The sequence below is a fragment of the Microbacterium flavum genome (genome assembly GCF_018717645.1).
Classification (GTDB): Bacteria; Actinomycetota; Actinomycetes; order Actinomycetales; family Microbacteriaceae; genus Microbacterium; species Microbacterium flavum.
Genome location: NZ_JAFLHG010000007.1, coordinates 42,934 through 68,761, shown reverse-complemented (window position 1 = coordinate 68,761; position 25,828 = coordinate 42,934). Strand labels below are relative to the sequence as shown.

At 70.0% G+C, this 25,828-nt stretch carries 24 protein-coding genes; 15 read left to right on the top strand and 9 right to left on the bottom strand.

Translation table 11 applies throughout. From position 1 onward, the window contains the following. The first annotated feature begins 54 nt into the window (after positions 1–54). On the top strand, positions 55–627 hold the full coding sequence (locus tag J0P97_RS08910) for a GNAT family N-acetyltransferase (RefSeq protein ID WP_215487435.1): 573 nt from the start codon (positions 55–57) through the stop codon (positions 625–627). Between the two features lie 40 nt (positions 628–667). On the opposite strand, the gene J0P97_RS08905 is transcribed toward J0P97_RS08910, so the two are convergent. Then, complete coding sequence (locus J0P97_RS08905; protein WP_215487434.1) at positions 668–2,593, bottom strand: BglG family transcription antiterminator; 1,926 nt, start codon at positions 2,591–2,593, stop codon at positions 668–670. A 107-nt stretch (positions 2,594–2,700) separates the two neighbouring features. On the opposite strand from J0P97_RS08905, the gene J0P97_RS08900 reads away from it, so the two are divergent. The 7 genes from J0P97_RS08900 to J0P97_RS08870 all read left to right on the top strand — a co-directional run bounded on the left by J0P97_RS08900 (position 2,701) and on the right by J0P97_RS08870 (position 9,154). Continuing rightward, the gene (locus J0P97_RS08900) at positions 2,701–3,036 is read left to right on the top strand and encodes a PTS sugar transporter subunit IIB (RefSeq protein WP_215487433.1); all 336 of its coding nucleotides are present in this window, start codon (positions 2,701–2,703) and stop codon (positions 3,034–3,036) included. Then, entirely contained in the window at positions 3,033–3,308 is a 276-nt protein-coding gene (locus tag J0P97_RS08895; RefSeq protein WP_215487432.1) for an HPr family phosphocarrier protein, read from the top strand. Before J0P97_RS08900 ends, J0P97_RS08895 begins: the two co-directional genes overlap by 4 nt. Before the next feature lie 51 nt (positions 3,309–3,359). After that, the gene (ptsP, locus tag J0P97_RS08890) at positions 3,360–5,021 is read left to right on the top strand and encodes a phosphoenolpyruvate--protein phosphotransferase (RefSeq protein WP_215487431.1); all 1,662 of its coding nucleotides are present in this window, start codon (positions 3,360–3,362) and stop codon (positions 5,019–5,021) included. A 28-nt stretch (positions 5,022–5,049) separates the two neighbouring features. Beyond that, entirely contained in the window at positions 5,050–6,654 is a 1,605-nt protein-coding gene (locus tag J0P97_RS08885; protein ID WP_215487430.1) for a PTS mannitol transporter subunit IIBC, read from the top strand. Positions 6,655–6,725: 71 nt separating this feature from the next. Then, positions 6,726–7,157 (top strand): PTS mannitol transporter subunit IIA, encoded by a 432-nt coding sequence (locus J0P97_RS08880; protein ID WP_215487429.1) that lies wholly within the window; start codon positions 6,726–6,728, stop codon positions 7,155–7,157. A 9-nt stretch (positions 7,158–7,166) separates the two neighbouring features. After that, positions 7,167–8,315 (top strand): mannitol-1-phosphate 5-dehydrogenase, encoded by a 1,149-nt coding sequence (locus tag J0P97_RS08875; protein ID WP_215487428.1) that lies wholly within the window; start codon positions 7,167–7,169, stop codon positions 8,313–8,315. 71 nt (positions 8,316–8,386) lie between these two features. Beyond that, the gene (locus J0P97_RS08870; RefSeq protein ID WP_215487427.1) at positions 8,387–9,154 is read left to right on the top strand and encodes an alpha/beta hydrolase; all 768 of its coding nucleotides are present in this window, start codon (positions 8,387–8,389) and stop codon (positions 9,152–9,154) included. Positions 9,155–9,190: 36 nt separating this feature from the next. Here J0P97_RS08870 and J0P97_RS08865 read toward each other — a convergent pair whose 3' ends face one another. The 8 genes from J0P97_RS08865 to J0P97_RS08830 form a co-directional block, all read right to left on the bottom strand. Further along, positions 9,191–10,306, bottom strand: a complete 1,116-nt coding sequence (locus J0P97_RS08865) for an adenosine deaminase (protein WP_215487426.1) — start codon at positions 10,304–10,306, stop codon at positions 9,191–9,193. A 66-nt stretch (positions 10,307–10,372) separates the two neighbouring features. Beyond that, the gene (locus tag J0P97_RS08860; RefSeq protein WP_215487425.1) at positions 10,373–11,692 is read right to left on the bottom strand and encodes a thymidine phosphorylase; all 1,320 of its coding nucleotides are present in this window, start codon (positions 11,690–11,692) and stop codon (positions 10,373–10,375) included. Beyond that, a complete protein-coding gene (locus tag J0P97_RS08855) occupies positions 11,689–12,087 on the bottom strand; it encodes a cytidine deaminase (RefSeq protein ID WP_215487424.1) in 399 nt (132 codons plus the stop codon). Before J0P97_RS08855 ends, J0P97_RS08860 begins: the two co-directional genes overlap by 4 nt. Before the next feature lie 10 nt (positions 12,088–12,097). After that, a complete protein-coding gene (locus J0P97_RS08850; RefSeq protein ID WP_215487423.1) occupies positions 12,098–13,402 on the bottom strand; it encodes an ABC transporter permease in 1,305 nt (434 codons plus the stop codon). Further along, complete coding sequence (locus J0P97_RS08845) at positions 13,399–14,703, bottom strand: ABC transporter permease (protein ID WP_215487422.1); 1,305 nt, start codon at positions 14,701–14,703, stop codon at positions 13,399–13,401. Before J0P97_RS08845 ends, J0P97_RS08850 begins: the two co-directional genes overlap by 4 nt. Further along, positions 14,700–16,214: an ABC transporter ATP-binding protein gene (locus J0P97_RS08840; RefSeq protein ID WP_215487421.1), complete on the bottom strand. Its 1,515-nt coding sequence runs from the start codon at positions 16,212–16,214 to the stop codon at positions 14,700–14,702. The genes J0P97_RS08845 and J0P97_RS08840 overlap by 4 nt, the downstream gene beginning before the upstream one ends. Before the next feature lie 100 nt (positions 16,215–16,314). Next, on the bottom strand, positions 16,315–17,439 hold the full coding sequence (locus J0P97_RS08835) for a BMP family lipoprotein (RefSeq protein ID WP_215487420.1): 1,125 nt from the start codon (positions 17,437–17,439) through the stop codon (positions 16,315–16,317). Positions 17,440–17,589: 150 nt separating this feature from the next. Then, positions 17,590–18,705 carry a mannose-1-phosphate guanylyltransferase gene (locus J0P97_RS08830; protein WP_215487419.1) on the bottom strand — a complete coding sequence of 372 codons (1,116 nt, stop codon included), beginning with the start codon at positions 18,703–18,705 and terminating at the stop codon, positions 17,590–17,592. A gap of 239 nt (positions 18,706–18,944) precedes the next feature. Here J0P97_RS08830 and sdhC point away from each other — a divergent pair, with 239 nt between their 5' ends. The 7 genes from sdhC (at position 18,945) to trpS (ending at position 25,765) form a co-directional block, all read left to right on the top strand. Continuing rightward, positions 18,945–19,379, top strand: a complete 435-nt coding sequence (sdhC, locus tag J0P97_RS08825) for a succinate dehydrogenase, cytochrome b556 subunit (protein WP_282837139.1) — start codon at positions 18,945–18,947, stop codon at positions 19,377–19,379. Then, on the top strand, positions 19,379–19,843 hold the full coding sequence (locus J0P97_RS08820) for a succinate dehydrogenase hydrophobic membrane anchor subunit (RefSeq protein ID WP_215487417.1): 465 nt from the start codon (positions 19,379–19,381) through the stop codon (positions 19,841–19,843). The genes sdhC and J0P97_RS08820 overlap by 1 nt, the downstream gene beginning before the upstream one ends. Positions 19,844–19,911: 68 nt before the next feature. Then, a complete protein-coding gene (sdhA, locus tag J0P97_RS08815; RefSeq protein WP_215487416.1) occupies positions 19,912–21,738 on the top strand; it encodes a succinate dehydrogenase flavoprotein subunit in 1,827 nt (608 codons plus the stop codon). Continuing rightward, a complete protein-coding gene (locus J0P97_RS08810) occupies positions 21,738–22,508 on the top strand; it encodes a succinate dehydrogenase iron-sulfur subunit (RefSeq protein ID WP_215487415.1) in 771 nt (256 codons plus the stop codon). The genes sdhA and J0P97_RS08810 overlap by 1 nt, the downstream gene beginning before the upstream one ends. Before the next feature lie 75 nt (positions 22,509–22,583). Next, positions 22,584–23,771, top strand: a complete 1,188-nt coding sequence (locus J0P97_RS08805; RefSeq protein WP_215487414.1) for a YihY/virulence factor BrkB family protein — start codon at positions 22,584–22,586, stop codon at positions 23,769–23,771. Between the two features lie 9 nt (positions 23,772–23,780). Then, positions 23,781–24,632, top strand: coding sequence for an endonuclease/exonuclease/phosphatase family protein (locus tag J0P97_RS08800; RefSeq protein WP_215487413.1), 852 nt, complete (start codon positions 23,781–23,783; stop codon positions 24,630–24,632). Positions 24,633–24,760: 128 nt separating this feature from the next. Beyond that, positions 24,761–25,765 (top strand): tryptophan--tRNA ligase, encoded by a 1,005-nt coding sequence (gene trpS, locus J0P97_RS08795; RefSeq protein WP_215487412.1) that lies wholly within the window; start codon positions 24,761–24,763, stop codon positions 25,763–25,765. The last annotated feature ends 63 nt before the right edge of the window (positions 25,766–25,828 follow it).

Below are 25,828 nucleotides of genomic sequence, written 5' to 3'. Positions count from 1 at the left end.
ATCGTGTGGTCTGATCCTGCGAACGGTACGCGCGGACGCCGTAGGCTCGATCCTGTGCTGCTGACCGATCCCGTCACCCTCGAGAACGCCCACGTCCGCCTGGAACCGCTGGATGCCGCGCACACCGGCGACCTCGAGGCGGCCCGCGAGGGCCTCGACTACGCCTGGTACACGTCGGTCCCCGCCTCCGTCACCGACGAGATCGCGTGGCGGCTGGCGGAGCGCGACGCCGGGCGGATGAACCCCTTCGCCGTGGTCGCGGGCGGCCGCGCGGTGGGGATGACGACGTTCTGCAACATCGATCAGCACAATCTCCACGTCGAGGTGGGCCACACCTGGCTGTCCCCCACGGTGCAGCGGACGGCGGTCAACACGGCGGCCAAGCGGCTCATCCTGGGCCACGCATTCGAGGAGTGCGACGCGATCGCCGTCGAGCTGCGCACCCACTGGCACAACCGACAGTCGCGGGCGGCGATCGAGCGACTCGGCGCCAAGCAGGACGGCGTCCTGCGCAACCACCGCCTCGGCCCCGACGGCACGCTCCGCGACACGGTCGTCTACTCGATCCTCCCGCACGAGTGGCCGGCCGTCCGGCGCGGCCTCGATGAGCGGCTCGCCGCGCGCTGAGCAGCACGCTGGCCGTGGCTGAGCAGCGCGGAAGACGGGCTCAGCCGTCGACGACCGCGACGAGCTCGTCGAGGAACGCGTCGAAGGTGGCGCTGCGGCGGATGATCCGCTGGACGCTGTCGCGCTCGCTGAACACCTCGACGAGCTGCTCGAACACGGTCTGGAACGCCTCCCGGTCGCTGGCGGAGAAGGCCACCATCGCGACGACGTGCACCCGCCCGTCCCCCCAGCTCACGGAGGGGTCGGCGATGCCCACCGCGATCGCCGTCCGGGTGGCGGTCATCCCGAGCGCGTGCGGCACGGCGAGGGCGTCCGTGAAGGCGGTCGAGGAGAGGTGCTCGCGTTCCAGCGTGCGCTCGACGTAGTCGCCGTCGATGACGCCCTGGGCCACGAGGCGGGCGCCGAGGGACCGGATGATCTCGTCCGGCGTCGCCGCGGAGTCGATCCGCGCGACGAACGCGTCCGCGGAGAAGTACCGCCCGAGCTCCGCGCGCAGTCGCGCCAGCCGACGTCCCCGGCGCACACGACCGGCGGCGGTCTGGACGCGCTCGACATCGCTCTCGGTGAGGAAGGGCTGGATGCGCACGATGCGCTCCGACAGGATCGGCGGATCGATCGTGGTGAGGATGAGGTCGGTGTCGATGGCGTCCCAGTCCGGATCCACCCGCGTCTCGACCCCGACCACGTCGACCGCCTGGCCGAGCGAGCGGTCGACGCTCGAGCGCAGGAGCTCGTGCAGCTCGTAGTATCCCGGGCACACGATCGTCGCCGTGAGCACCGCCCCCGCGTGCCGGCTCCGCTCGAGGCGACCGCCGACGTGCATCGCGATGTAGGCGATCTCGTCATCCATGAGCGGGATGCCGAGGAGATCTCCCAGCCCGTCCGCGATGAACACCGCGATCTCGAAGATCATCGGATAGGTCGTTTTCAGCGATCGGGTGAGGGGGTTGCGCGACCACGCCTGCTCCTGGGCGCGCAGGCGCAGGTTCTGGACGTGCAGCGCGAGCCGCAGCACGAAGTCATCGTGGTCGAGGTCCACCAGGTAGGCGCTCGACGCGCGCTGCACGACGTCGCGCACGGCCGCCTCGACGTCCGGCAGCAGACGTGAGCGGATGTCGGATGCCGCCTCCCCCGCCCCCGGCGCCACGACCCGGCTCATCACGAGCGCCGCGAGGTGACGACGGTCACCGGCCCCCAGACGGACGTCGAGGTACTGCGCGCACAATCCGTCCACGAGTGCGCTCACCCGCTCGTAAGCGGGCGGCGGCGGCACGTCGATCGTGACCTCGAGCGCCCGGCCGTGCGCGACGCGGTCGGCGGTGATCGCGATGTGCAGCATGACGTCGGCGATGCCGAACTCGTTGACGAAGTACCCGAGCTCGCCCAGCCCGCCCACGAGCGCGGATTTGAACGGGCCGAAGACGGCCGCGCCGATCGAGCCCTCGCCGAGGGTGCGGCGCACGGCGGCCAGATCGAATCCGACCTCGTCGGTCTCCTCGTGCACGAGGGTCGACAGCAGGCGACGCTGGGCCATCTCGGTCCCCCGCAGTCGCGCCCGTGCGCCGCGCCGCTCGAGCACGAGTCCGCTGCCGCCCAGCAGCCCCCGGACGCGCCCGAGGTCTCCCTCGAGCGTCGCGGCGCTCACGTGGAACCGCTCCGCGGTCTCGAACACGTCGATGCCGTCCGGATCGGCGGCGAGGGCGCGGACGATGCCGTGCACCCGTTCCCGGGGCGAGTCGGCGTCGGTCTGGGTCCGCAGCGCCGCCGCGGCATCCGCGCCGGCCCGATACCCGAGCGGGCCCGACTCCACGACTGCGCCGCCGGGAACCCGCGCGCCGAGCGCCGAGACATAGGTGCGGATGCTGCGCGGGGTCACCCCGACGATGTCGGCGAGCTCCGCGGCGGTCACCCACTCGCCGCTGCGCACCAGCACGCCGATCACCCGGTCCTGGCGCGCTCTGCTCACCGGTCCAGTCAACCACGGCGAAGCCCGCCCTCTTCCGCCCCCGCGGAAGGCAGACTGGTTGTCTCTTCCCAGCGCTTTCACAAGAATGGCGGAATGGAGGCGGATCGATGAGGATCCTCGTGGTGTGCGGCGCGGGAGCGTCGAGCACGTTCGTGGCGCAACGCGTCCGGCACGCCGCTCACGCGGCCGGCCGGGACATGAGCGCGGTCGCCGGCACGGAGCAGTCCCTGCCGATCGACCTGGATGCCGCGGATGTCGTGCTCGTCGGACCCCATCTGCACCATGCGCTGGACCGCATCCGTCGTGAAGCGTCGCATCGCGACGCGCTCGTCGTGCTCATGCCGACGGACGTGTTCACCGACATGGACGGCACGCGCACCCTCGCGCTGGTCGATCAGGCTCTGCGCGAACGAGAGAACCCCACGGAGAGGAACCCCGCATGACCGAGGTCAGCCGCACGATCCGCGTCGGATCGTCGAACGGACTGCACGCCCGCCCCGCGAAGCTCTTCGCGCAGGCGGTCAAAGACGCCGGCATCCCGGTGACGATCTCCAAGGGCTCGGGAACGCCGGTGAACGCCGCCAGCATCCTCGGGGTGATCTCGCTCGGGGCGGAGAAGGGCGACTACGTCACCCTCACGACCGACGGCGACCAGGCTGTCGAGATCCTCGACCGCCTCGCTGAGCTGCTCACCACCGACCACGACGAGGCCTGAGCGGGCCTCGGACACCCAGACGCACGAGAACGATCGAAGGAGACTACGGACATGACCGAACTGCGCGGAGTGGGCATCGGCCTCGGCGTCGCCCAGGGGCCCGTGGCCCGCATGGCGGAGCCGCTGCCGGCCCCCGCCGACACCCCGTCGACGCTGACCCCTGCCGAGGAGCTCGCACGGGTGCGCGAGGCCGTCCAGGTCGTCGCCCGCGAGCTCGAGGAGCGCGGGTCGAAGGCCGGCGGCCTGGCGCGCGAGGTGCTCGAAGCGCAGGCGATGATGGCCGAGGACCCGACTCTGGATGCCGAGGTCGAATCGCGCACCTCCGCCGGCAAGACGGGCGAGTTCGCGGTCTCGGACGCGTTCGCGAGCTTCCGCGACACCCTCGCGAAGATGGGCGGCTACCTCGGCGAGCGCGCCGCCGACCTCGACGACGTCGCGCAGCGCGTCATCGCGCGCCTGCGCGGCCTGCCGGCCCCCGGCGTGCCCGACCCGGGCCACCCGTTCGTGCTCGTCGCGAAGGACCTCGCCCCGGCCGACACCGCGCTCCTCGACCTCGACAAGGTGCTCGCGCTCATCACGACCGACGGCGGCCCCACCTCCCACACCGCGATCCTCGCGCGCGAGAAGTCGATCGTGGCCATCGTGGGCGCGGCCTCGGCGAAGGGCCTCGCCGACGGCGAGACGGTGATCGTGGACGCCGCGAAGGGCGTCGTCACGACCGACCCGAGTGAGGACGAACTCGCTCAGGCGCAGCACCGCGCCGACGCGCGCGCCGCGGCATCCTCGGCCCCCCTCACTCCGGGCGCCCTCGCGGACGGCACGGCCGTGCCGCTCCTCGCGAACCTCGGCAAGCCCGGCGGCGCCGCCGAGGCCGTCGAGCTCGGCGCCGAGGGCGTCGGCCTCTTCCGCACCGAGTTCCTCTTCCTCTCCTCGACGCAGGCGCCGACCGTCGACGAGCAGACGGCCGCGTACACCGAGCTGCTGCAGGCGTTCCCCGGCAAGAAGGTCGTCGTCCGTGCGCTGGATGCCGGGGCCGACAAGCCCCTCGCGTTCCTCAACGACGCCCACGAGGACAACCCGGCGCTGGGCCTGCGCGGCCTGCGCGCCCTGCGCGCGAGCGAGGACATCCTCCGTGAGCAGCTGACCGCGCTCGCGAACGCCGACAAGGCGACCGACGCGGACCTGTGGGTCATGGCGCCGATGGTGGCGACCGTCGAGGAGACGGAGTACTTCGTCTCCATCGCGCGGGAGTACGAGATCAAGATCGCCGGGGTCATGGTCGAGGTGCCCTCCGCGGCGCTCCTGGCCGACCGGGTGCTCGCGATCGCGGATTTCGCCTCGATCGGCACGAACGACCTCACGCAGTACACGATGGCCGCCGACCGCCTGCTGGGGTCGGTCGCCTCGTTCCAGGACCCGTGGCATCCCGCGGTCCTGCGTCTGATCAAGGCGACGGCGGACGGGGGCAAGGCCAACGGCAAGCCGGTCGGCATCTGCGGCGAGGCCGCCGCCGATCCGCTGCTCGCCGTCGTCCTCGTCGGTATGGGGGCCACGACGCTCTCGATGGCCCCGACCGCCCTGGCCGATGTGCGCGCGTCGCTCCTCACGCACACCCTGGCCGACGCGCAGCGCATCGCCGCCGCCGCCCTCGCCGCAGACGATGCGGCATCCGCCCGATCGGCCGCACAGGCGGCGGCCGAGAACGCCGCATAGCCGCGGCATACCCGAAAGAGAGAGACAGATGACAACGGCGTCTACACCGACACCTCGCGCGGGAGGTGCACGGGTCGCGGTCCAGCGATTCGGCACCTTCCTCTCGGGCATGATCATGCCCAACATCCCCGCACTCATCGCGTGGGGGATCTTCACGATGTTCTTCATCCCGAAGGGCTTCACTCCGAACGCCGACCTATCCACCATCGTCGGTCCCTTCATCCACTACCTGCTGCCCCTGGTCATCGGCTACACCGGCGGCTACATGGTCTACAAGCAGCGCGGTGGCGTCGTCGGCATCATCGCCACGATGGGCGCGATCGCCGGGTCCGACCTGCTGATCGCCCAGTTCAACGCCGCCGCCCTGGCCGCCAACCCCGACGCGAGTGAGCTCGGTCAGGTCCACATGTTCATCGGAGCGATGATCCTCGGCCCGCTCGCGGCGTGGTCGATGAAGCGCCTCGACGCGCTGTGGGACGGCAAGGTCCGCTCCGGCTTCGAGATGCTCGTCAACATGTTCTCCGCGGGCATTTGGGGCTTCGTGATGGCGATCATCGGCTTCTACCCCATCGCCTGGCTGGTGAACGGCCTCATGACGGTGCTGAGCTCTGCGGTGAACTGGCTCGTCTCGCTGAACCTGCTGCCCCTCACGAGCATCCTCATCGAGCCGGCGAAGGTGCTGTTCCTGAACAACGCCATCAACCACGGCGTGCTCACCCCGCTGGGTCTGACGCAGTCCGAGGCCGAGGGCAAGTCGATCCTGTTCCTCCTCGAGGCGAACCCCGGTCCGGGTCTCGGCCTCCTCCTCGCCTTCGCGGTGTTCGGGATCGGCGCGGCGCGCGCATCCGCGCCCGGCGCTGCGGTGATCCAGTTCCTCGGTGGGATCCACGAGGTGTACTTCCCGTACGCGCTCATGAAGCCGAGCCTCATCCTCGCCCTCATCGCGGGCGGAATGACCGGCGTCACCACGAACATGCTGCTCGGCGGCGGACTCGTCTTCCCCGCAGCCCCCGGCAGCATCTTCGCCGTCAGCGCCGCCGCGGTGGCGGCGGGCGTGCCGAACCTGCTCGTGGTGCTCCTGTCGGTCGTGCTGGCTGCGACGGTGACCTTCCTCGTCGCCGGGATCATCCTGCGGGCCTCGCGCAAGCGCGACCTGCTGGCGCAGGATCAGTTCGAGGCGGCCGTCGACAAGACCGCGGCGAACAAGGGCAAGTCCTCCGAGGCGCTCGCGGGTCTCCGTTCGGGTGCGGCCGCGAACGCCGCGGTCGGCGCCGGTCAGGCGCCCGTCCAGGCGGACCTCGCGGCGGATTCGATCGCGACCGGCGCTCTCTCGGCGACCCGGCGGATCGAGAACGTGGTGTTCGCCTGCGACGCCGGGATGGGGTCGTCCGCGATGGGCGCCAGCGTCCTGCGCAACAAGATCAAGAAGGCGGGGTACGGCGACGTCTCGGTGACTAACAAGGCGATCGCGAACCTCGACGGCAGTGAAGACCTCGTCATCACGCAGCAGCAGCTGACGGATCGCGCCCGCGGGCGCACCCCGGACGCCGTGCACGTGTCGGTCGACAACTTCATGAACTCGCCGAAGTACGAAGAGGTCGTCGACCTCATCCGTGATCAGCACGAGAGCTGACCGCCACGCGTGGGCCGGGGACTCTCCCCGGCCCACGCGGACCATTCCCCAGACATCCAGAAGGAGAGACCATGAGCGTGTTGGGCCTCGGACAGATCCGCATCCACTCGGGTTCGGCCAGCAAGGAAGACGCGATGGCGGAAGCGGCCGGCATCCTGCAGGATGCCGGGGCGGTGACGGGGGCCTACCTCGACGCCATGCGCCAGCGGGAGATGACGGTGTCCACCTACATGGGCAACGAGCTCGCGATCCCGCACGGCACGAACGAGACGAAGGACGCGATCCTCGATTCGGCCCTGTCGTTCGTCCGCTACGACGGCGGCGTGGACTGGGACGGTGAGCACGTGACGTTCGTCGTGGGCATCGCCGGAAAGGGCGACGAGCACCTCGACATCCTGTCGCAGATCGCCCTGATCTTCTCCGAGGAGGACGAGGTCGAGCGCCTGAAGGCGGCCGACAGCCCCGAGGATCTCCTCGCCCTGCTCGGCTCCGTGAACGATTGAGGTCGTGAGATGAAAGCCGTCCACTTCGGCGCGGGCAACATCGGCCGCGGATTCGTCGGGCTCCTCCTGCACGAGGGGGGATACGAGCTGGTGTTCTCCGATGTCGCGACCGCCCTCGTCGACGCCCTCAACGCCGCCGACGAGTACACGGTGCACGAAGTCGGCGAAGGAGGCACGGACAAGGTCGTGACGGGGTTCCGCGCGGTCGACAGTCAGGCGGATCCCGCGGCGGTCGCCGACGAGATCTCCACGGCCGACGTCGTCACGACCGCCGTCGGCCCGAGCGTCCTGCGGTTCGTGGCCCCGCACATCCTCGCCGGTCTCGCGCTGCGCGACCCTGCCCGTCCGCCGCTGCAGGTGATGGCGTGCGAGAACGCGATCGGCGCGACCGACCTGCTCCACGACGAGGTCCGCCACCAGGCGGGCGACGGGTGGGATGGGCTCGCGGCGCGCGCGGTCTTCGCCAATACGGCCGTCGACCGGATCGTCCCCGCTCAGCCGCCGGGCGAAGGCATCGACGTGACCGTCGAGCCGTTCTTCGAGTGGGCCATCGAGCGTGGTCCCTTCGGCGACGACCCGCCGCACATCCCCGGCGCGCACTTCGTCGACGACCTCGCCCCGTTCATCGAGCGCAAGCTCTTCACCGTGAACACCGGGCACGCGACGACGGCGTATTACGGCGCGCAGGCCGGCATCGAACGGATCTCGGACGCCCTCGCCGACCCGGAGATCGCGGCGCGCGTCGAGGCGACTCTCGAGGAGACCTCGGCCCTCCTGGAAGCGGTGCACGGGCTGGATGCGGCAGACCTCGCCGCCTACCGTGCCACCATCCTCCGCCGCTTCGCGAACCCGGCGCTCCCCGACACCGCGCAGCGGGTCGGGCGCCAGCCGCTGCGCAAGCTCTCCCGACACGAGCGCTTCGTGGGCCCCGCCGCCGGTGCCGCCGAACGGGGCCTGTCCACGGCCGCCCTCGTCGCCGCGATGGGCGCCGCCCTCGCCTTCGACGACGCGGAGGACCCGCAGTCCGTCGAGATGCAGGAGCGGCTCCGCACGGAGGATGCCGAGGCGTTCACCGCGGCCGTCACCGGCCTCGAGCCGGGGCATCCGCTGTTCGCCCCCGTGCTCGACGCGGTTCGCGCCCGCCAGGCGTCGCTCTGACCCGGGTCCGCGGGCGCCTCTCCGCAGGCGCTCGCGGACCGGTGCGGACGGGGCGCACGTAGACTGACGGCGTGCCGCCGAAACGCCCCCGATCCCGCGCGCGTCGCGTCCTCGGCTGGACGTTCGGGATCCTCGGCGGCCTCATCGTCGCCGCCGTCGTCGGCATCCTCGTCTACAGTCAGGTCGGGGTCATGGGCGCTGAACCCGAGCCTCTGGCCGCCGTCCGCGCCGATGAGCGGATCGCGATCAGCGACGAAGGCGGCGCGATCGTCCTCGCCCCCGCCGGTGCAGGGCAGGAGCGCGTCGGCGTCGGGCTGGTGTTCATCCCCGGCGCGAAGGTCGACGCGTGGGCGTATGCGTCGATCCTGTCCGGACTCGTCACCGAGGACGGGATGACCGTCGTCATCACGAAACCCTGGCTGAACCTGGCCTTCTTCGACCTGCGGCCTCTGTCGAGCTTCACCGATCTCGCATCGGACACCGACCATTGGATCGTGGGCGGCCACTCCCTCGGCGGCGTCCGCGCGTGCCAGCTGGCATCGGATGCCGACGCGCTCGTCCTCTTCGGCTCGTACTGTGCGAACGACCTCTCGGCATCATCGCTGCCGGCGCTGAGCATCACCGGCACGGAGGACGGGCTGTCGACCCCCGAGAAGGTCCACGCGGCACGGCCGCTCCTCCCGACCGGCGCGACTCTCGTCGTCATCCCGGGCGCCTCGCACGCCTCGTTCGGCGACTACGGACCACAGCCGGGCGACGGCACGCCGACTGCGACCGACGCACAGGTCCGCGCCGTCGTGACCGAGCAGGTGGGCGACCTCGCCGCCACGATCCGCTGACGGCCCCGTCACCGGCCCCGACCCGGAATCCCCGGGTCAGCCGCCGAAGCCCTCGCCGATCAGCTCGATGAGCTCCTCGCGCTCCTCGACCGACAGGAAGGCGCCGGCGGCGGCGTTCAGCTGGAAGGCCTCGAGATCCTCGAGGCGATAGTCGAAGGTCTCGGCCAGCAGGGAGAGTTCGCGGGTCAGCGACGTCCGGCTCATGGTGCGGTTGTCGACGTTGACCGTGACGGCGAAGCCGAGCTGGTAGAGCAGGTCGAAGGGGTGATCCTCGAGGGTCGTCCCCCACTTCGCGACCGCTCCGGTCTGCATGTTCGATGAGGGCGAGAGCTCGAGCGGGATCTCCCGGTCGCGCACCCACCGCGCGAGATCGCCGAAGGTGACGAGGACCTCGTCGCCCTTCTGCTGCACGACCTCGAGGTCCTCGGCGATCCGCACCCCGTGTCCGAGGCGCAGAGCGCGGCCGTCGATGAGCGCCGAGCGGATCGAGGCGAGCCCGGCCGCCTCCCCCGCGTGCACGGTCACCGGGAAGAACTGGGATGCCAGGTAGTCGAACGCCGGACGGTGGTTCGAGGGCGGGAAGCCGTCCTCGGGGCCGGCGATGTCGAACCCGACGGCGCCGCGCCCCCGGAAGGCGACGGCGAGCTCCGCGATCTCGAGGGACCGGTCGGTGTGCCGCATCGCGGCGATGAGCTGACCGACGCGGATGTCGCGACCCGTTCCCGAGACCGCGTCCTCGCCCTCCTCGAGGCCCTCCTGCACCGCCTCGACGGCATCCTCGAGCGTCAGCCCCCCGGCGAGGTGCTGCTCGGGCGCCCAGCGCACCTCGCCGTAGATCACGCCGTCGGCGGCGAGGTCCTCGACGAATTCGCGCGCGACCCGGCGGAGACCGTCGGCGCTCTGCATGACCGCCGTCGTGAGGTCGAAGGTCTTCAGGTACTCCACCAGCGACCCCGAGTCGCTCTGCTCCTCGAACCAGTCCGCGAGGTCCTCGGCGTCGTCCGTCGGCAGATCCAGATCGATCTCGTCGGCCAGCTCGAGGATGGTCTGCGGCCGCAGCGCACCGTCGAGGTGGTCGTGCAGCGAGACCTTCGGGAGCGAACGGATCGAGACGCCTTCGATCCGGGCGTCGCCGTGCTGTTCGATGGCCATGGGGTGCTCCTTCGGGTGGAGTGCGGGTGGCCCTGCGACAAGCTCAGGGACCGATGTCAGGGGCGATCAGGCGGTGATGCGCTCGAGGACGAGCGGAGTGGACGCCGGGGCATCCGCGCCGATCGCGTAGGCGTCCTCGAGGGCGTCGAGAGCGCGCGCGAAGCGCTTGTCATCCTCCGCCGACAAGGTGAACAGCGGCTGTCCGGGCGCGACCTCGTCGCCGGGTCGCACATGGAGGTCGATCCCCGCCGCGTGGACGACGGGGTCCTGCGCGCGGGCGCGCCCGGCGCCCAGACGCCAGGCGGCCACGCCGAACGGCAGGGCGTCGAGGCGCTCGACGACGCCGCCGGCACTCGCGGTCACCGTGTGGGTCTCGCGGGGCGTCGGCAGCGGGGCGTCGGGGTCGCCGTCCTGGGCGCGGATCATCTCGCGCCAGGCATCCATCGCCCGCCCGTCCTGCAGGGCCTTCTCGACGTCGGCGTCCGGCTGGCCCGCGAGGGCGAGCATCTCGCGCGCCAGCGCGACGGTCAGCTCGACCACGTCGGCAGGGCCACCGCCGGCGAGGACCTCGACCGACTCGCGCACCTCGTTGGCGTTGCCGATGGCGAGGCCCAGCGGGGAGTTCATGTCGGTGAGGAGCGCGGTCGTCGCAACGCCCGAGTCGGTGCCGAGGGCGACCATCGTGCGGGCGAGCTCGCGCGCCTTGTCGACGTCGCGCATGAAGGCTCCGGAGCCGAACTTCACGTCCAGGACGAGGGCATCGGTCCCCTCCGCGATCTTCTTCGACATGATGCTCGAGGCGATGAGCGGGATCGCTTCGACGGTGCCGGTCACGTCGCGCAGCGCGTACAGCCGCTTGTCGGCGGGCGCGAGCCCGGACCCGGCGGCGCAGATGACCGCGCCGACCCCCTCCAGCTGCGCGAACATCTCGTCATTGGACAGCGCGGCGCGCCAGCCGGGGATCGACTCGAGCTTGTCGAGGGTGCCGCCGGTGTGACCGAGTCCGCGACCCGACAGCTGCGGCACGGCGACGCCGAAGGATGCCACGAGGGGGGCCAGCGGGAGGGTGATCTTGTCCCCCACGCCGCCCGTCGAGTGCTTGTCGACGGTCCGCTTGCCGAGGCCGGCGAAGCTCATCCGCTCGCCGGACGCGATCATGGCATCCGTCATCACGCGGATCTCGTCACGCGTCATGCCGTTGAGGAGCACCGCCATCGCGAACGCGGCCATCTGCGAGTCGGCGACGTACTCGCGCGTGTACGCGTCGATCATCCAGCGCAGCGCGTCCTCGGGGACGACGCCCCCATCGCGCTTGGTGCGGATGACGTCGACGGCGTCGAACGGCTCGACCGACCCCTCGGGGGCGGGCGTGATGTCAGGGGTCATCGTGCGGCCTCCAGGTCCCGAGGGCCGAACGCGTCCGGCAGCACCTCGTCGATCGTGCGGATCCCGGACACCGTCTCGAGCAGCATGCCGGGCAGGGCGAATTCGTTGAGCAGCTGGCGGCACCGGCCGCACGGCATGATGGTCTCACCCAGGCCGTTCACGCACACGAACGCGACGAGCTCGCCGCCGCCCGACATGTGGAGGTCGCCCACGAGGGCGCATTCGGCGCACAGGCCGACGCCGTACGAGGCATTCTCGACGTTGCAGCCGGAGACGATCCGGCCGTCGCTGACGAGCGCGGCCGCGCCCACCTTGTAGCGCGAGTAGGGCGCGTAGGCGCGCTCCATCGCCTCGGTGGCCGCCTGGCGCAGCTCGTCCCAATCGATGTCCGTCATGGAAGAGGGGTCACTCCTTGATGTAGGGCTTGCCGGATGCCGCGGGCCCGCGGATCTGTCCCGCGAATCCGGCGACGGCGAGGATCGTCACCACGTACGGCAGCATGAGCATGAACTCGCTCGGGATCGGCGTCTTGAGAACCGTGAGCAGGTCCTGCAGCTTCGTCGCGAACCCGAACAGCAGCGCTGCGAGGGTCGCGCGGATCGGGTCCCAGCGGCCGAAGATGACCGCCGCCAGCGCGATGAACCCGAGTCCCGCGGTCATGTCCTTCGTGAAGGTGGGGACGGAGACCAGGGTGAAGTACGCACCGCCGATGCCGGCGATCGCGCCGGCCAGCAGCACGTTCCAGAACCGGGACGGGTTCACCTTGATGCCGACCGTGTCCGCGGCCTGCGGGTGCTCCCCCACGGCGCGCAGACGCAACCCCCACCGGGTGCGGTACAGGCCCCAGGCGACCACGGCGACGGCGATGAACATCAGGTACACGATGATCGTCTGGTTGAAGAGCACCGGGCCGATCACCGGGATCTCGCTGAGACCCGGGATCTTGATGCGCTCGAAGCGGATGGGACGGTTGAGCTCGTTCTCGTTGGGCGCGAGGAGCGCGCCGTAGAGGAACCCGGTGAGGCCCGTCACGAGCACGTTCAGCACGACACCGACGATGACCTGGTCGACGAGGTACTTGATCGCGAACGCCGCGAGGACGAAGGCGACGAGCACGCCGCCGACCATCGCACCCAGAAGGCCGACGAACGGGTTCCCGGTGGCGCTGGAGAGCAGCGCGGCCGAGAACGCGCCGAGCAGGAGCTGACCTTCGATGGCGACGTTGACGACGCCGACGCGCTCCCCGATGACACCGCCGAGCGCGCCGAAGACGAGCGGCACCGAGAGCGACACCGATCCGACGAGCAGGCTCGAGACCGGGACGAGTCCCCCCGCACCGGCCCACACCAGGAAGGCGAACACGCCGAGGAAGGCGAACACGATCGTGAGCCACAGCGGCTGCGCGCGATAGTTCCACGCGTACCAGGAGGACAGCGCGGTCAGCAGCACGAGGAGTGCGAACACGATCCAGCAGGTGAGCGCCGTCGGCACCTGCACGTTCGGCAGGGCGAAGGACTGCGACGAGTCGCCGAGGTGGAAGGTGGACACGCCGTCACGCGGGACGAGAAGGAACAGCAGGGCGAGCAGGACGGTCGCGATCGCGAGCACGATCGTCCCCTTGAAGTGGCGCTGCTTGGCGACGGCGAGACGGATCGTCCCGTCGGTCTGCTGCACCTGGGCGACCGCGTCGCCGTGAACGGACGCGCTCATGCGGTCACCGCCTTCTTCGCTGCCTTGTCTCTCGCTTTGGCGGCCTTCTCGGCATCCGTCTTCGGCAGGAAGAAGATGGCCCGCAGGAGCGGCGGCGCGGCGATGAAGAGGACGATGAGGGACTGCACGACGAGCACGATGTCGACGGGGATGCCCTGCGCCTGCATGGAGAACGATCCGGCCTTCAGCGCCCCGAACAGGATGCCGGCGGCGAACGTCCCCCATGCGCGGCTCCGGCCGAGGAGCGCCACCGTGATGGCGTCGAAGCCGATGCCGGCGTCGATCGTCGCGGCGAACCCGGTGGTCACGTTGCCCTGGATCTGGTTCATCGCGGCGAGGCCGGCCAGGCCCCCCGCGAACAGCATCGCGTAGACGTACAGCCGGTCGACGTTCATGCCTGCGGCCCGCGCCGCGTGCGGGTTCTCGCCCAACGCGCGCAGCCGCATGCCGAGGCTCGACCGCTCGATGAGCCACCAGACGAACACGGTCGCCAGGACGACCACGACGAAGCCCCAGTCCAGCGACGGGAAGAGCGGACCGAGCAGGTCGGGGAACTGGGCGGTCGCGGGCGTCGGGCGGCTCTGCGGCTGATTGCTCCCCGGTGCCTGCAGGAGGCCGGGAGTCCGCAGCATCCACAGCAGCAGATAGAACGCGACGTAGTTGAGCATGATCGTCAGGATCACCTCGTGCGCGCCGGTCTTGGCCTTCAGCAGACCCACGAGCCCGCCCCAGAGAGCGCCGCCGACGATGCCGGCGACGAGGGTGATCGGCAGGTGCAGCCACAGCGGCAGGTCGAGGTTGAACGCGAACAGGCCGGCGAACATCGCCCCCACGAGCATCTGGCCGCGCGCGCCGATGTTGAACAGGCCCGCGCGGAAGGCGAGCGCGACGCCGAGGCCGGCGGCGATGAGCGGGGCGGCGAACCCGAGCGAGTTGGTCAGGGGGCGGATCTGGGCCGCGAAGGAGTTCCCCTTGGCGTTGAAGACGGCCCCCCGGAAGAGCGCCTCGTAGCCGCCGGTGATGGCGTGCCATGCCGCGACGAGCGTGTCGCCGGGGCGGGCGAAGAAGTAGCCGGAGGCCTCCTGCACGTCCTCGTTCGTGATGGCGATGAGGATGCCGCCGACGATCATCGCCAGGACGATCGCCAGGAAGGTCGTGACGGCGCTGCCGCGCAGGAGCTCCTTGAGGAAGATCCCCGAACGCGTCGCAGGCTGGTCCTGCCCCGTCAGGGGGCCGTCGGCGCGGGGCAGCTCCTCCACGGGCTGGGCCGCGTCCGCGGCGCCGGGCGTCGTCCCGCTCATGCGGTCACCTCCGGGTCGGTTGCGCCGGCCATCATCAGGCCGAGGGTGTCGCGGGGCGTGCCGCCGGGGACGACCCCGACGACGGTCCCGCGGTACATGACCGCGATGCGGTCGGCGAGGGCGGTCACCTCGTCGAGCTCGGTCGAGACGACGACCACCGGGACGCCGGCGTCCCGGGTCTCGATGATGCGCTTGTGGATGAACTCGATGGAGCCGACGTCGACGCCGCGGGTCGGCTGGGCGACGATGAGCAGGCGCAGGTCCCGGCTCATCTCGCGCGCGATGACGACCTTCTGCTGGTTGCCGCCGGAGAGGGTGCCCGCCGGCGTCTGCGGACCCTGCGTGCGGATGTCGTACTCGCGGATGCGGTCGCGTGCGAACTCGTCCAGCGCGGCGCGGCGGATGGTGCCGGCGCGGACGAACGCGGGGTCGGAGGTGCGGTCGAGGATGAGGTTCTCGGCGACCGAGAAGGCGCCGACCAGTCCATCCTCCTTGCGGTCCTCGGGGACGAAGCCGACGCCCTCGTCGAGGATGTCGCGCACGCTCTTGCCGACGAGCTCGGTCCCGCCCAGTCGGATCGACCCCTCGACGCGCGCGGCGAGGCCGACGATGGCCTCGACGAGCTCGGTCTGGCCGTTGCCCTGCACGCCCGCGACGGCGAGGACCTCGCCGGGGCGCACGTCGACCTCGACCCCGTCCACGACGATCGCGCCGGTGGGGGTGAGCACCCGCAGTCCGCGGATCTCGAGCCCCCCTTCGCCGAGCTTCGGCGCATCCTTGTGCACGGTGAGCTCGACGGCGCGGCCGACCATGAGGGAGGCCAGCTCGCTGTTGGTGGCCGTCGGCGAAGCCTCCCCGACGACCGTGCCGAGGCGGATGACGGTGATGCGGTCGGCGACCTCGCGCACCTCGCGGAGTTTGTGGGTGATGAACACGATCGATGTGCCCTCATCGCGCAGCTGGCGCATGATGGCCATCAGCTCGTCGGTCTCCTGCGGCGTGAGCACCGCGGTCGGCTCGTCGAACACGAGGACCTTGGCGTCGCGCGAGAGCGCCTTGATGATCTCGACGCGCTGCTGCACGCCCACGGGCAGGTCGCCGACGAGAGCGTCGGGGTCGATCTCGAAGCCGAAGCGCTCCGCGACGTCGCGGACATGTCGGCGGGCGGATGCCAGATCGAGGCGACCGAGCGCCTTCGTCTGCTCGTGGCCGAGCATGACGTTCTCGGCCACGGTGAAGACGGGGATCAGCATGAAGTGCTGATGCACCATGCCGATGCCGGCCGCCATGGCGTCGCCGGGCCCGCGGAAGTGCTGCGGCACGTCATCGAGGAGGATGTCCCCCTCGTCGGCCCGGTACAGACCGTACAGGACGTTCATGAGGGTGGACTTGCCGGCGCCGTTCTCGCCGAGGAGAGCGTGGATCTCTCCCGGCTGGACCACCAGGTCGATGTGGTCGTTGGCGACGAGGCTGCCGAATCTCTTGGTGATTCCGCGGAGCTCGAGCTTCATAGATGAACCCTACCTGGGTCGAAATCGGGTGGGGAGGCGACCGAACGGACCTCGGGGCGAGCAGCCTGTGGCCGCTCGCCCCGAGGGATCGCCGATCGGATCAGGAACCGGCGGGAGAGTTCTTCGACTCGACCGTGATGGTGCCGTCGATGATCTGCTCCTGGAGCTTCATCAGCTCGTCGGTCAGACCGGCCGGCAGCTTCGACTCGAAGTCGTGGAAGCTCGAGAGCTTGACGCCCTCGTTCTTCAGCGTGCCGACGTACGGGGTCGGGTCGAACTGGCCCTTGGAGGCGGCGATCGTCGTGTCGTAGACCGCGACGTCGATGGCCTTCATGATCGAGACGAGGGTGATGCTCGCGACCGAGTCGTCAGCGACCGCGAGGTCGCTGTCGACGCCGAGCATGAGCGTGTCCTTGCCGCTGTCGGCGATGGCCGCCGCAGCGCTCTTGTAGATGGGACCACCGACGGGGAGGATGACGTCCACACCCTGGTCCAGGACACCCTGCGCGGTCTGCTTCGCGGTGTCGTTCGCGTCGAAGCCGCCCGTGAAGGAGCCCTTCTGCGAGGTGCTGTCCCAGCCGACGATCTGGACGTTCGCGCCCTTGTCCTCGTTGTACTTCTTGACGCCGAGCTCGTAGCCGTCCATGAACACGGCGACGGACGGGATCTGCATGCCGCCGAAGGTGCCGACCTTGTTCACGCCCGCCTGAGCGGACCAGGCCGCCGCGGCGTAGCCGCCGAGGTAGGACGCCTCCGCCGTGTTGAACACGAGGGGCTTGATGTTCGGGGCATCGGTCGTGCCGTCGAAGTCGGTGTCGGCGTAGTCGTCGATGATCGCGAAGTCGAGATCGGGGTTGGCCTTGGCCGCCTCGACGGTCGCCGCGGCCAGCTTGAAGCCGACCGAGATGATCAGCGAGCAGCCCTCGCTGATGGCGGTCTCCATGTTGGGCGCGTAGTCGTTGTCGTTGGTCGACTCGAACTCGAGCGGCTTGACGTCCAGTTCCTCCGCCGCCTTGTCCATGCCGTTCTTGGCGGACTCGTTGAACGACTTGTCGTTCCAGCCGCCCGCGTCGGAGACCAGGCAGGGCTTGAAGTCAGCGGCGGCGCCGGCCCCGGCGGAACCGGAGGTCGATGCGTCGGGCGCGGAACCGCAACCGGCCAGGGCGATGATGAGCCCGGCAGCGGCGCTGATGCCCGCGAGCTTCTTGGTGGTCGAGATGGTCAATGCAGCCTCCACATTGATATGCCCGCGGATTTCGCGGGCGCACCGACAAAGTGTCGCAATGTGACGCGCGATTTGCACGTTGCTCACGCGGCAGAACCGAAATGGTTACAAAGACGCAATCAATGCGTCACGCCACCGGCATCCTGCCTCTCAGAGGACGTCGCCGCGGCCCGTGAGCTTGAGCGCGTCCACGACGCCCTTCACGCGCTGCGCGTGCTCGCTCGTCGTGACCAGCAGGGCGTCGGGGGTGTCCACGACGACGATGTCCTTCACGCCGATGAGGCTGATGACGCGCGTCGTGTGGCTGACGACGATGCCGCTGGCCGCGTCCGAGAGGATGCGGGCGTTCTCGCCGAGGATCGCGAGATCGTTCTTGCGCCCCCCCGAGTTGAGCTTCGCGAGGCTCGCGAAGTCCCCCACGTCATCCCAGTCGAAGTGCCCCGGCACGACGGCGAGCCTGCCCTTGTCGGCGGCGGGCTCGGCCACGACGTAGTCGATCGCGATCTTCGGCAGGGTCGGCCAGACCCGGTCGACGACCGGGCCGCGCCGCTCGCGGTCGTCCCATGCCTCGGCGAGCTCGAGGAGGCCGGCATGCAGCGCCGGGTTGTTCGCCTCGATCTCGGCCAGGAGCACGTCCGCACGGGAGATGAACATCCCCGCGTTCCAGAGGTAGTCGCGGTCGGCGAGGTAGGCGCGGGCGGTCTCGAGGTCGGGCTTCTCGACGAAGCGCTCGACGAGCGAGGCATCCCGCGCCCCGTCGACGATGAGCTCCTGGCCGCGCTTGATGTAGCCGAATCCGACGGCGGGCTCGGAGGGCGTGATCCCGACGGTGCAGATGTAGCCCTCGCGCGCGACCTCGACGGCGTCGCGCACCGCGAACTCGAACACGCGGGTCCCGCGGATGACGTGGTCGGCGGCGAACGAGCCGATGATCACATCGGGCTCGCGCCGGTGCAGGATCGCGGCGGCCAGGCCGATGGCCGCCGCCGAGTCGCGCGGCTCGGACTCGAGGAAGACGTTGCGGTCGGGGATGCCGGGGAGCTGATCCTCCACGGCCGCACGGTGGGCACGGCCCGTGACCACGGCGATGCGATCGGCCCCGGCGAGGGGCTCGAGGCGATCCCACGTGTCCCGCAGGAGGGAATGCCCCGACCCCGTCAGGTCGTGGAGGAACTTGGGAGCGTCCGCACGAGACAGCGGCCAGAGGCGGCTGCCGACACCTCCCGCGGGGATCACGGCGTAGAAGTCGTCGAGCGCATCAACCATGCACCGAGACTACCGAGCCGGCCCGTGCGCGCGGTGTGCCCCGCGACCCCCTCCGAAAGAACGGGGGATCCTCCCGTTCTCTCGATATCGAGAGAACTTAGGCTGACCTTCCTCGCCCACCCCCTTCAGGGCGACTTAGGATGAGAGTGCGCCCCGTGTGCGACGAGTCGGGCCCCACGGCCCGCGGAGATCCATCCTCGCCGCAGCGTCGCGTCCGATCACACCAAGGGAGGACGACCGTGTCTGCACCAGCACGCGTCACACCGTCGGTAGCCCAGACCACGTCCAAGACCCCGCGCGGCACGCTGTACCGCGGCAACGAGGGTATGTGGTCGTGGGTCCTGCACCGCATCACCGGCGTCGCCATCTTCTTCTTCCTGCTCGTGCATGTTCTCGACACCGCTCTGATCCGCCTCTCCCCCGAGGCCTACGACGCGGTCATCGGCACGTACAAGAACCCGATCATGGGGATCGGCGAGGTCTTCCTCGTCGCCGCCATCGCCTACCACGCCTACAACGGCCTGCGCATCATCGCGGTCGACCTGTGGCCGTGGGCGACGCGTCACCAGCGTCAGCTGTGGTGGGGCGTCCTGGGCGTCTGGGCGATCACCCTCGCCGGATTCGCTCCGCGCCACCTGATGAACGTCTTCGCGAACGTGGGAGGGGGGCACTGATGACCGCCGACACCATCGCCGCGCCGCGTGCGCCGCACGAGACCCCGCGCCCGCGTGGCAGGGGCCGCAACCTCGAGAAGCTCGGCTGGCTGTACATGCGCATCTCGGGCGTACTGCTGGTCGTCCTCATCTTCGGCCACCTCTTCGTGAACCTGATGCTGGGCGAAGGCATCCACGGCATCGACTTCGCCTTCGTGGCCGGCAAGTTCGCCAGCCCGTTCTGGCAGTGGTGGGACGTGCTGATGCTCTGGCTCGCCCTCATCCACGGCGCCAACGGCATGCGCACGATCGTGAACGACTACGTCACGGGAGCCACGACCCGCAAGGTGCTCGTGTGGGCGCTGTGGATCGCCGCCGGGTTCCTGATCCTCCTCGGCACGCTCGTCGTCTTCACCTTCGACCCGTGCCTGGGCGTGGACAGCTCGACGACCGACTGGCTGATCGAGAAGTGCGCGGCCGGGTGAGCCGCCGCCGGTGATCCCGGCGCCTCCCCCACGACATCGACGACGAACGAGACAAGGCAATTCCTGACGTGAGCACCCCGCACCCCGAAGCCGTCCTGCGCGACGGCGTCTACTACCACGAGTTCGACATCGTCATCGTCGGCGCCGGCGGCGCCGGCATGCGCGCGGCGATCGAGGCCGGCCCCGGTGCCCGCACGGCGGTCATCACCAAGCTGTACCCGACGCGTTCGCACACCGGTGCGGCGCAGGGCGGCATGGCGGCGGCGCTCGCCAACGTCGAAGAGGACTCGTGGGAGTGGCACACCTTCGACACCGTCAAGGGCGGCGACTACCTCGTCGATCAGGATGCCGCGGAGATCCTCGCGAAGGAGGCCATCGACGCCGTCATCGACCTCGAGAACATGGGCCTGCCGTTCAACCGCACCCCCGAGGGCAAGATCGACCAGCGCCGCTTCGGGGGCCACACCGCCGACCACGGCAAGACCCCGGTCCGCCGCGCGTGCTACGCCGCCGACCGCACCGGCCACATGATCCTGCAGACGCTCTTCCAGAACTGCGTGCGCCTGGGCATCAACTTCTTCAACGAGTACTACGCGCTCGACCTCATCACCGTGAAGGATGCCGAGGGCAAGACCCAGGTCGCCGGTGTCGTGGCGTACGAGCTCGCCACGGGCGACCTCCACGTCTTCCACTCGAAGGCCGTCATCTTCGCCACCGGCGGATTCGGCAAGATCTACAAGACGACCTCCAACGCCCACACCCTCACCGGCGACGGCGTCGGGATCGTGTGGCGCAAGGGCCTGCCGCTGGAGGACATCGAGTTCTTCCAGTTCCACCCGACCGGTCTCGCCGGCCTCGGCATCCTCCTCACCGAGGGCGCCCGCGGCGAGGGCGCGATCCTGCGCAACGCCTCCGGCGAGCGCTTCATGGAGCGCTACGCCCCCACCATCAAGGACCTCGCCCCCCGCGACATCGTCGCCCGCTGCATGGTCAAGGAGGTGCTCGAAGGCCGCGGCGCAGGCCCCCACAAGGACTACGTCTACCTCGACTGCACGCACCTGGGCGCCGAGGTACTCGAGACGAAGCTCCCCGACATCACCGAGTTCGCCCGCACCTACCTGGGTGTCGACCCCGTCACCGAGCCCGTCCCGGTCATGCCGACCGCGCACTACGCCATGGGCGGCATCCCCACCAACAACGACGGTGAGGTCCTCGCCGACAACACCACGGTGGTCCCCGGGCTCTACGCCGCCGGCGAGTGCGCCTGCGTGTCGGTGCACGGCGCCAACCGGCTCGGCACCAACTCGCTGCTCGACATCAACGTCTTCGGCAAGCGCTCGGGCCGCAAGGCCGTGGAGTACGTCCAGACGGCCGACTTCGTCCCGCTCCCCGAGGATCCGGCGAAGGAGGTCCGCGAGATGCTCGAGGGCCTGCGGTCGAACCCGGGAACCGAGCGCATCGCCGTCCTTCGCAAGAAGCTGCAGGAGGAGATGGATGCCAACGCGCAGGTCTTCCGCACGGAGGAGACGCTGACGAACGTCCTCGGCACGATCCACGATCTGCGCGAGCGCTTCAAGAACGTCCACGTCGACGACAAGGGCAAGCGGTTCAACACCGACCTGCTGGAGGCGGTCGAGCTCGGCTTCCTCCTCGACCTCGCCGAGATCGTCGCCTACGCCGCCCGCAACCGCAAGGAGAGCCGCGGCGGGCACATGCGCGAGGACTTCGAGAAGCGTGACGACGAGAAGTACATGCAGCACACCATGGCCTACCTCACGGGCGACCCGCACTCCCCCGACCCGGAGGACCACATCCGCCTGGACTGGAAGCCGGTCGTGTTCACGAAGAACGAGGCGGGCGAGTTCAACTACCCGCCGATGGAGAGGAAGTACTGATGTCGACCGCCGTCGCAGAGCAGAATCCCGCCGTCGCCGAGTCGGCGGGCGAGGCCCCGATCCAGTCGTACCTCGTCACCTTCAACATCCGCCGCTTCGACCCGGAGACGGACGCAGAGCCGCGCTGGGTCGACTACGACGTGGAGCTGTACCCCACCGACCGCGTGCTCGATGCGCTGCACAAGATCAAGTGGGAGGTCGACGGCTCGCTCACCTTCCGCCGCTCGTGCGCCCACGGCATCTGCGGGTCCGATGCGATGCGCATCAACGGCCGCAACCGCCTGGCGTGCAAGACGCTCATCAAGGACCTCGACATCTCGAAGCCCATCTACGTGGAGGCCATCAAGGGCCTTCCGCTGGAGAAGGACCTCGTCGTGGACATGGACCCCTTCTTCGCATCGTTCCGCGAGGTGCAGCCCTTCCTCATCGCGAACTCGAAGCCCGAGCCGGGCAAGGAGCGCATCCAGTCGATCGTCGACCGCGAGCGCTTCGACGACACGACCAAGTGCATCCTCTGCGCCGCGTGCACGTCTTCGTGCCCGGTCTTCTGGACCGACGGGCAGTACTTCGGACCGGCGGCGATCGTCAACGCCCACCGCTTCATCTTCGACTCGCGCGACGATGCGGGCGACGTGCGCCTGGACATCCTCAACGACAAGGAAGGCGTGTGGCGCTGCCGCACGACCTTCAACTGCACCGAGGCGTGCCCCCGTGGCATCGAGGTCACGAAGGCCATCGCCGAGGTCAAGCAGGCCATCCTGCGCAGTTGAGTCGGGGCGCCGCAGCGGCGTCCCGCCCGTCGGCTGTCGCGACGACACGGCATCCGCGCTCGATATCCTGAGGTCGTGAGCGAGACACCCGGGACGGATGACGACTGGCGGGCGCGCTGGGAGCAGTCCCCCCTTCGCGAACGCCTCGACCAGCCGATCGAACGCGCCACCACGCTCACCCGGAAGACCCTCGCGTGGTTCCCGATCCGGGTGTGGCGTCACTTCCTCCGGGCCAACGGCTTCCTCCTCGCCGCGGCGATCAGCTACCAGTCGCTGTTCGCGATCTTCGCCGTCATCTACTTCGGGTTCGCTGTCGTCGGCATCTGGCTCGGCGACAGCCAGCAGGCGATCGACGGGCTGATCGGGGTCATCAATTCCTACATCCCGGGCATCATCGGCAAGGAGGAGGGCCAAGGACTCGTCAGCGAAGCCGACGTCACCCAGATCGCCCAGCAGTCGGCGAGCGTCCTCGCCGTCACCGGCGCCGTCGCCTTCATCGCCGCGCTGTGGACGGCGATCGGCTTCGTCACCTTCACCCGCCGGGCGGTGCGCGACATCTTCGGGCTCCCCTTCGACACCCGCAACTATGTGCTCCTCAAGGCGCGCGACTTCGTCGCGGCGGCCCTGTTCGGGCTCTCGCTCATCGTCGGCGCCGCCCTCGCCGCCGTCGCGAGCGGGACGATCGGCCTGCTCCTGACCGCCCTCGGGTGGGGGGACAGTTCGGGATGGCTCTGGGTGACCGGTCGGATCGCCTCGGCGGCGGTGGCCTTCGTCATCAACACCGCGGCGCTCGCGGCGCTGATCCGCTTCCTCACCGGGACGTCGCTGCGGTGGCGACTGATCATGCCCGGAGCGGCGCTCGGCGGCGGAGCCCTCGTCATCCTCCAGTTCGGCGCCGGGCTCCTGCTGTTCTACTCCCCCTCCAATCCGCTGCTGGCGACGTTCTCCGTGTTCATCGGATTCCTCCTGTGGTTCCGCCTGGTCGGGATCGTCATCCTCGTCGCCGCCTCCTGGGTCGCCCTGACCGCACAGGACGCGGATGTGCCGATCGAACAGCTCAGCGCCGAGGAGCAGCGCCGGCGCGAGCACGCGGCGCTGCTTCTGGCGGCCGAGGTGCGCGTCCGGAACGCCCACATCGCGCGCGCCGACGCGAGCTGGTGGTCCCGGCCGGCAGCGTCGCGGGAGCTCCACCGGGCCGAGGACGAGCTCGCGCGGGTACAGGCCGCACGCACGGCGGAGTCCGCTGTCGGGGGCCTTGATTAGGCTGGGTCGGTGCCCCACGCCCCCTCTCACCTCCGCGTCGCCTCGGTCAACGTCAACGGCATCCGCGCCGCCGTCCGGAAGGGCATGCGGGAGTGGCTGGATGCCGCCGACGTCGACGTCCTGACCCTGCAGGAGGTCCGCGGCGAAGCCGAGCACCTCGCCGCCGCCCTGCCGGGCTGGCACGTCGTGAACGACGAGGCGCTCGCCAAGGGCCGCGCCGGCGTCGCTATCGCGGCGCGCGAACCGATCGACATCTGGCGGACCGAGCTCACGGACGGGACGCTCGAGAGCCTCGACAGCAGGGGCCGCTGGGTCGAGGCGGACATCCGCGTGGGCGATGAGGTGATCACGGTCGTGAGCGCCTATGTCCACACGGGCGAGGACGGCACGCCCAAGCAGGACGCCAAGTACGCGTTCCTCGACGCGATGACCGCTCGGATGCGACAGCTCGGTCCGCTCGCGCTCATCACGGGCGATCTCAATGTGGGGCATCGCGAGCTCGACATCCGCAACTGGCGGGGCAACGTGAAGAAGGCGGGATTCCTCCCGCGGGAGCGCGCCTACTTCGACCGCTTCACCGGCGCCACCGGGGCGCCCGTCACGGGTGTCGACGGATCGACGGGCCCCGGCCTCGGATGGGTCGATGTGGGGCGCCGGTTCGCCGGCGAGGTCGACGGGCCGTACACCTGGTGGTCCAGTCGGGGGAAGGCCTTCGACACCGACACCGGCTGGCGGATCGACTATCACCTCGCGACCCCCGAACTCGCCGCGCGCGTCGCCGACTACCGGGTCGTGCGCGCACCCTCGTGGGACACGCGCTGGAGCGACCACGCGCCGGTCGTCGCCGACTACACCATCTGACCGGGACCGGGACCGGGATCGGACCGGGGCGTCACGCCCGGTGCCCCCGCCGGCCGACGCGACCGCCCGCCCGCCCGCGCGTCGAGGGGCCGTCCGCCGCCGCGGCATCCGCTCAATAGACTGGAGGGATGACCAGGCCCCGCCTCTATTCCGGAATGCAGCCGTCCGCCGATTCGCTCCAGGTCGGCAACTACATCGGCGCGCTCCTCCAGTGGCGGGACCTGCAGGACGCGTACGAGGCGTTCTTCTCCGTCGTCGACCTGCACGCGCTGACCCAGCCGAACGACCCGGCGGAACTCCGCGAGAAGACGCGCCGCACCGCCGCGCAGTACATCGCGGCCGGCATCGAGCCGTCGCGTTCGACGCTGTACGTGCAGTCGCACGTGCGCGCCCACGCCGAGCTCGCCTGGATCCTGTCGACCATCACCGGCTTCGGCGAGGCGAACCGGATGACCCAGTTCAAGGACAAGTCCGCCCGCTACGGCACGGACCAGACGAACGTGGGCCTGTTCACCTATCCGGTGCTCATGGCCGCCGACATCCTGCTCTACCAGACAGACATCGTGCCGGTGGGCGACGACCAGAAGCAGCACGTCGAGCTCACCCGTGACCTCGCCGAGCGGTTCAACGCGCGGTACGGTGCGGCCTTCACCGTGCCGATCCCGGTCATCCAGAAGGAGACCGCACGCATCTACGACCTGCAGAACCCGACCGCGAAGATGTCGAAGTCGGCGGAGTCGGATGCCGGAGTGCTGTGGCTGCTGGATGACCCGGCCGTCTCGGCGAAGAAGGTCATGCGCGCCGTCACCGACAGCGAAGGGACCGTCAGGTACGACCGCGAGTCGAAGCCGGGCGTCTCGAACCTGCTGACGATCTACGCCGCCCTCACGGGCCGCCAGATCCCGTCGATCGAGGACGAGTACGCGGGACGCGGCTACGGCGACTTCAAGAAGGGGCTCGCCGAGGTCGTCGTGAACGAGTTCGGACCGGTGCGCGAGCGCGCCCTGGATCTGCTGGCCGACCCGGGCGAGCTCGACCGCGTCCTGGCATCCAACGCCGATCGCGCTGCGGAGGTCGCCGACGCGACCCTCTCGGACGTGTACGACCGCGTCGGGCTGCTCCGCCGCAGCTGACGGCCTGGGGTCGGTGAGGGCGTCACCGTACCGATTGCAGGATCAGCCCACGCCGTGCCCCTT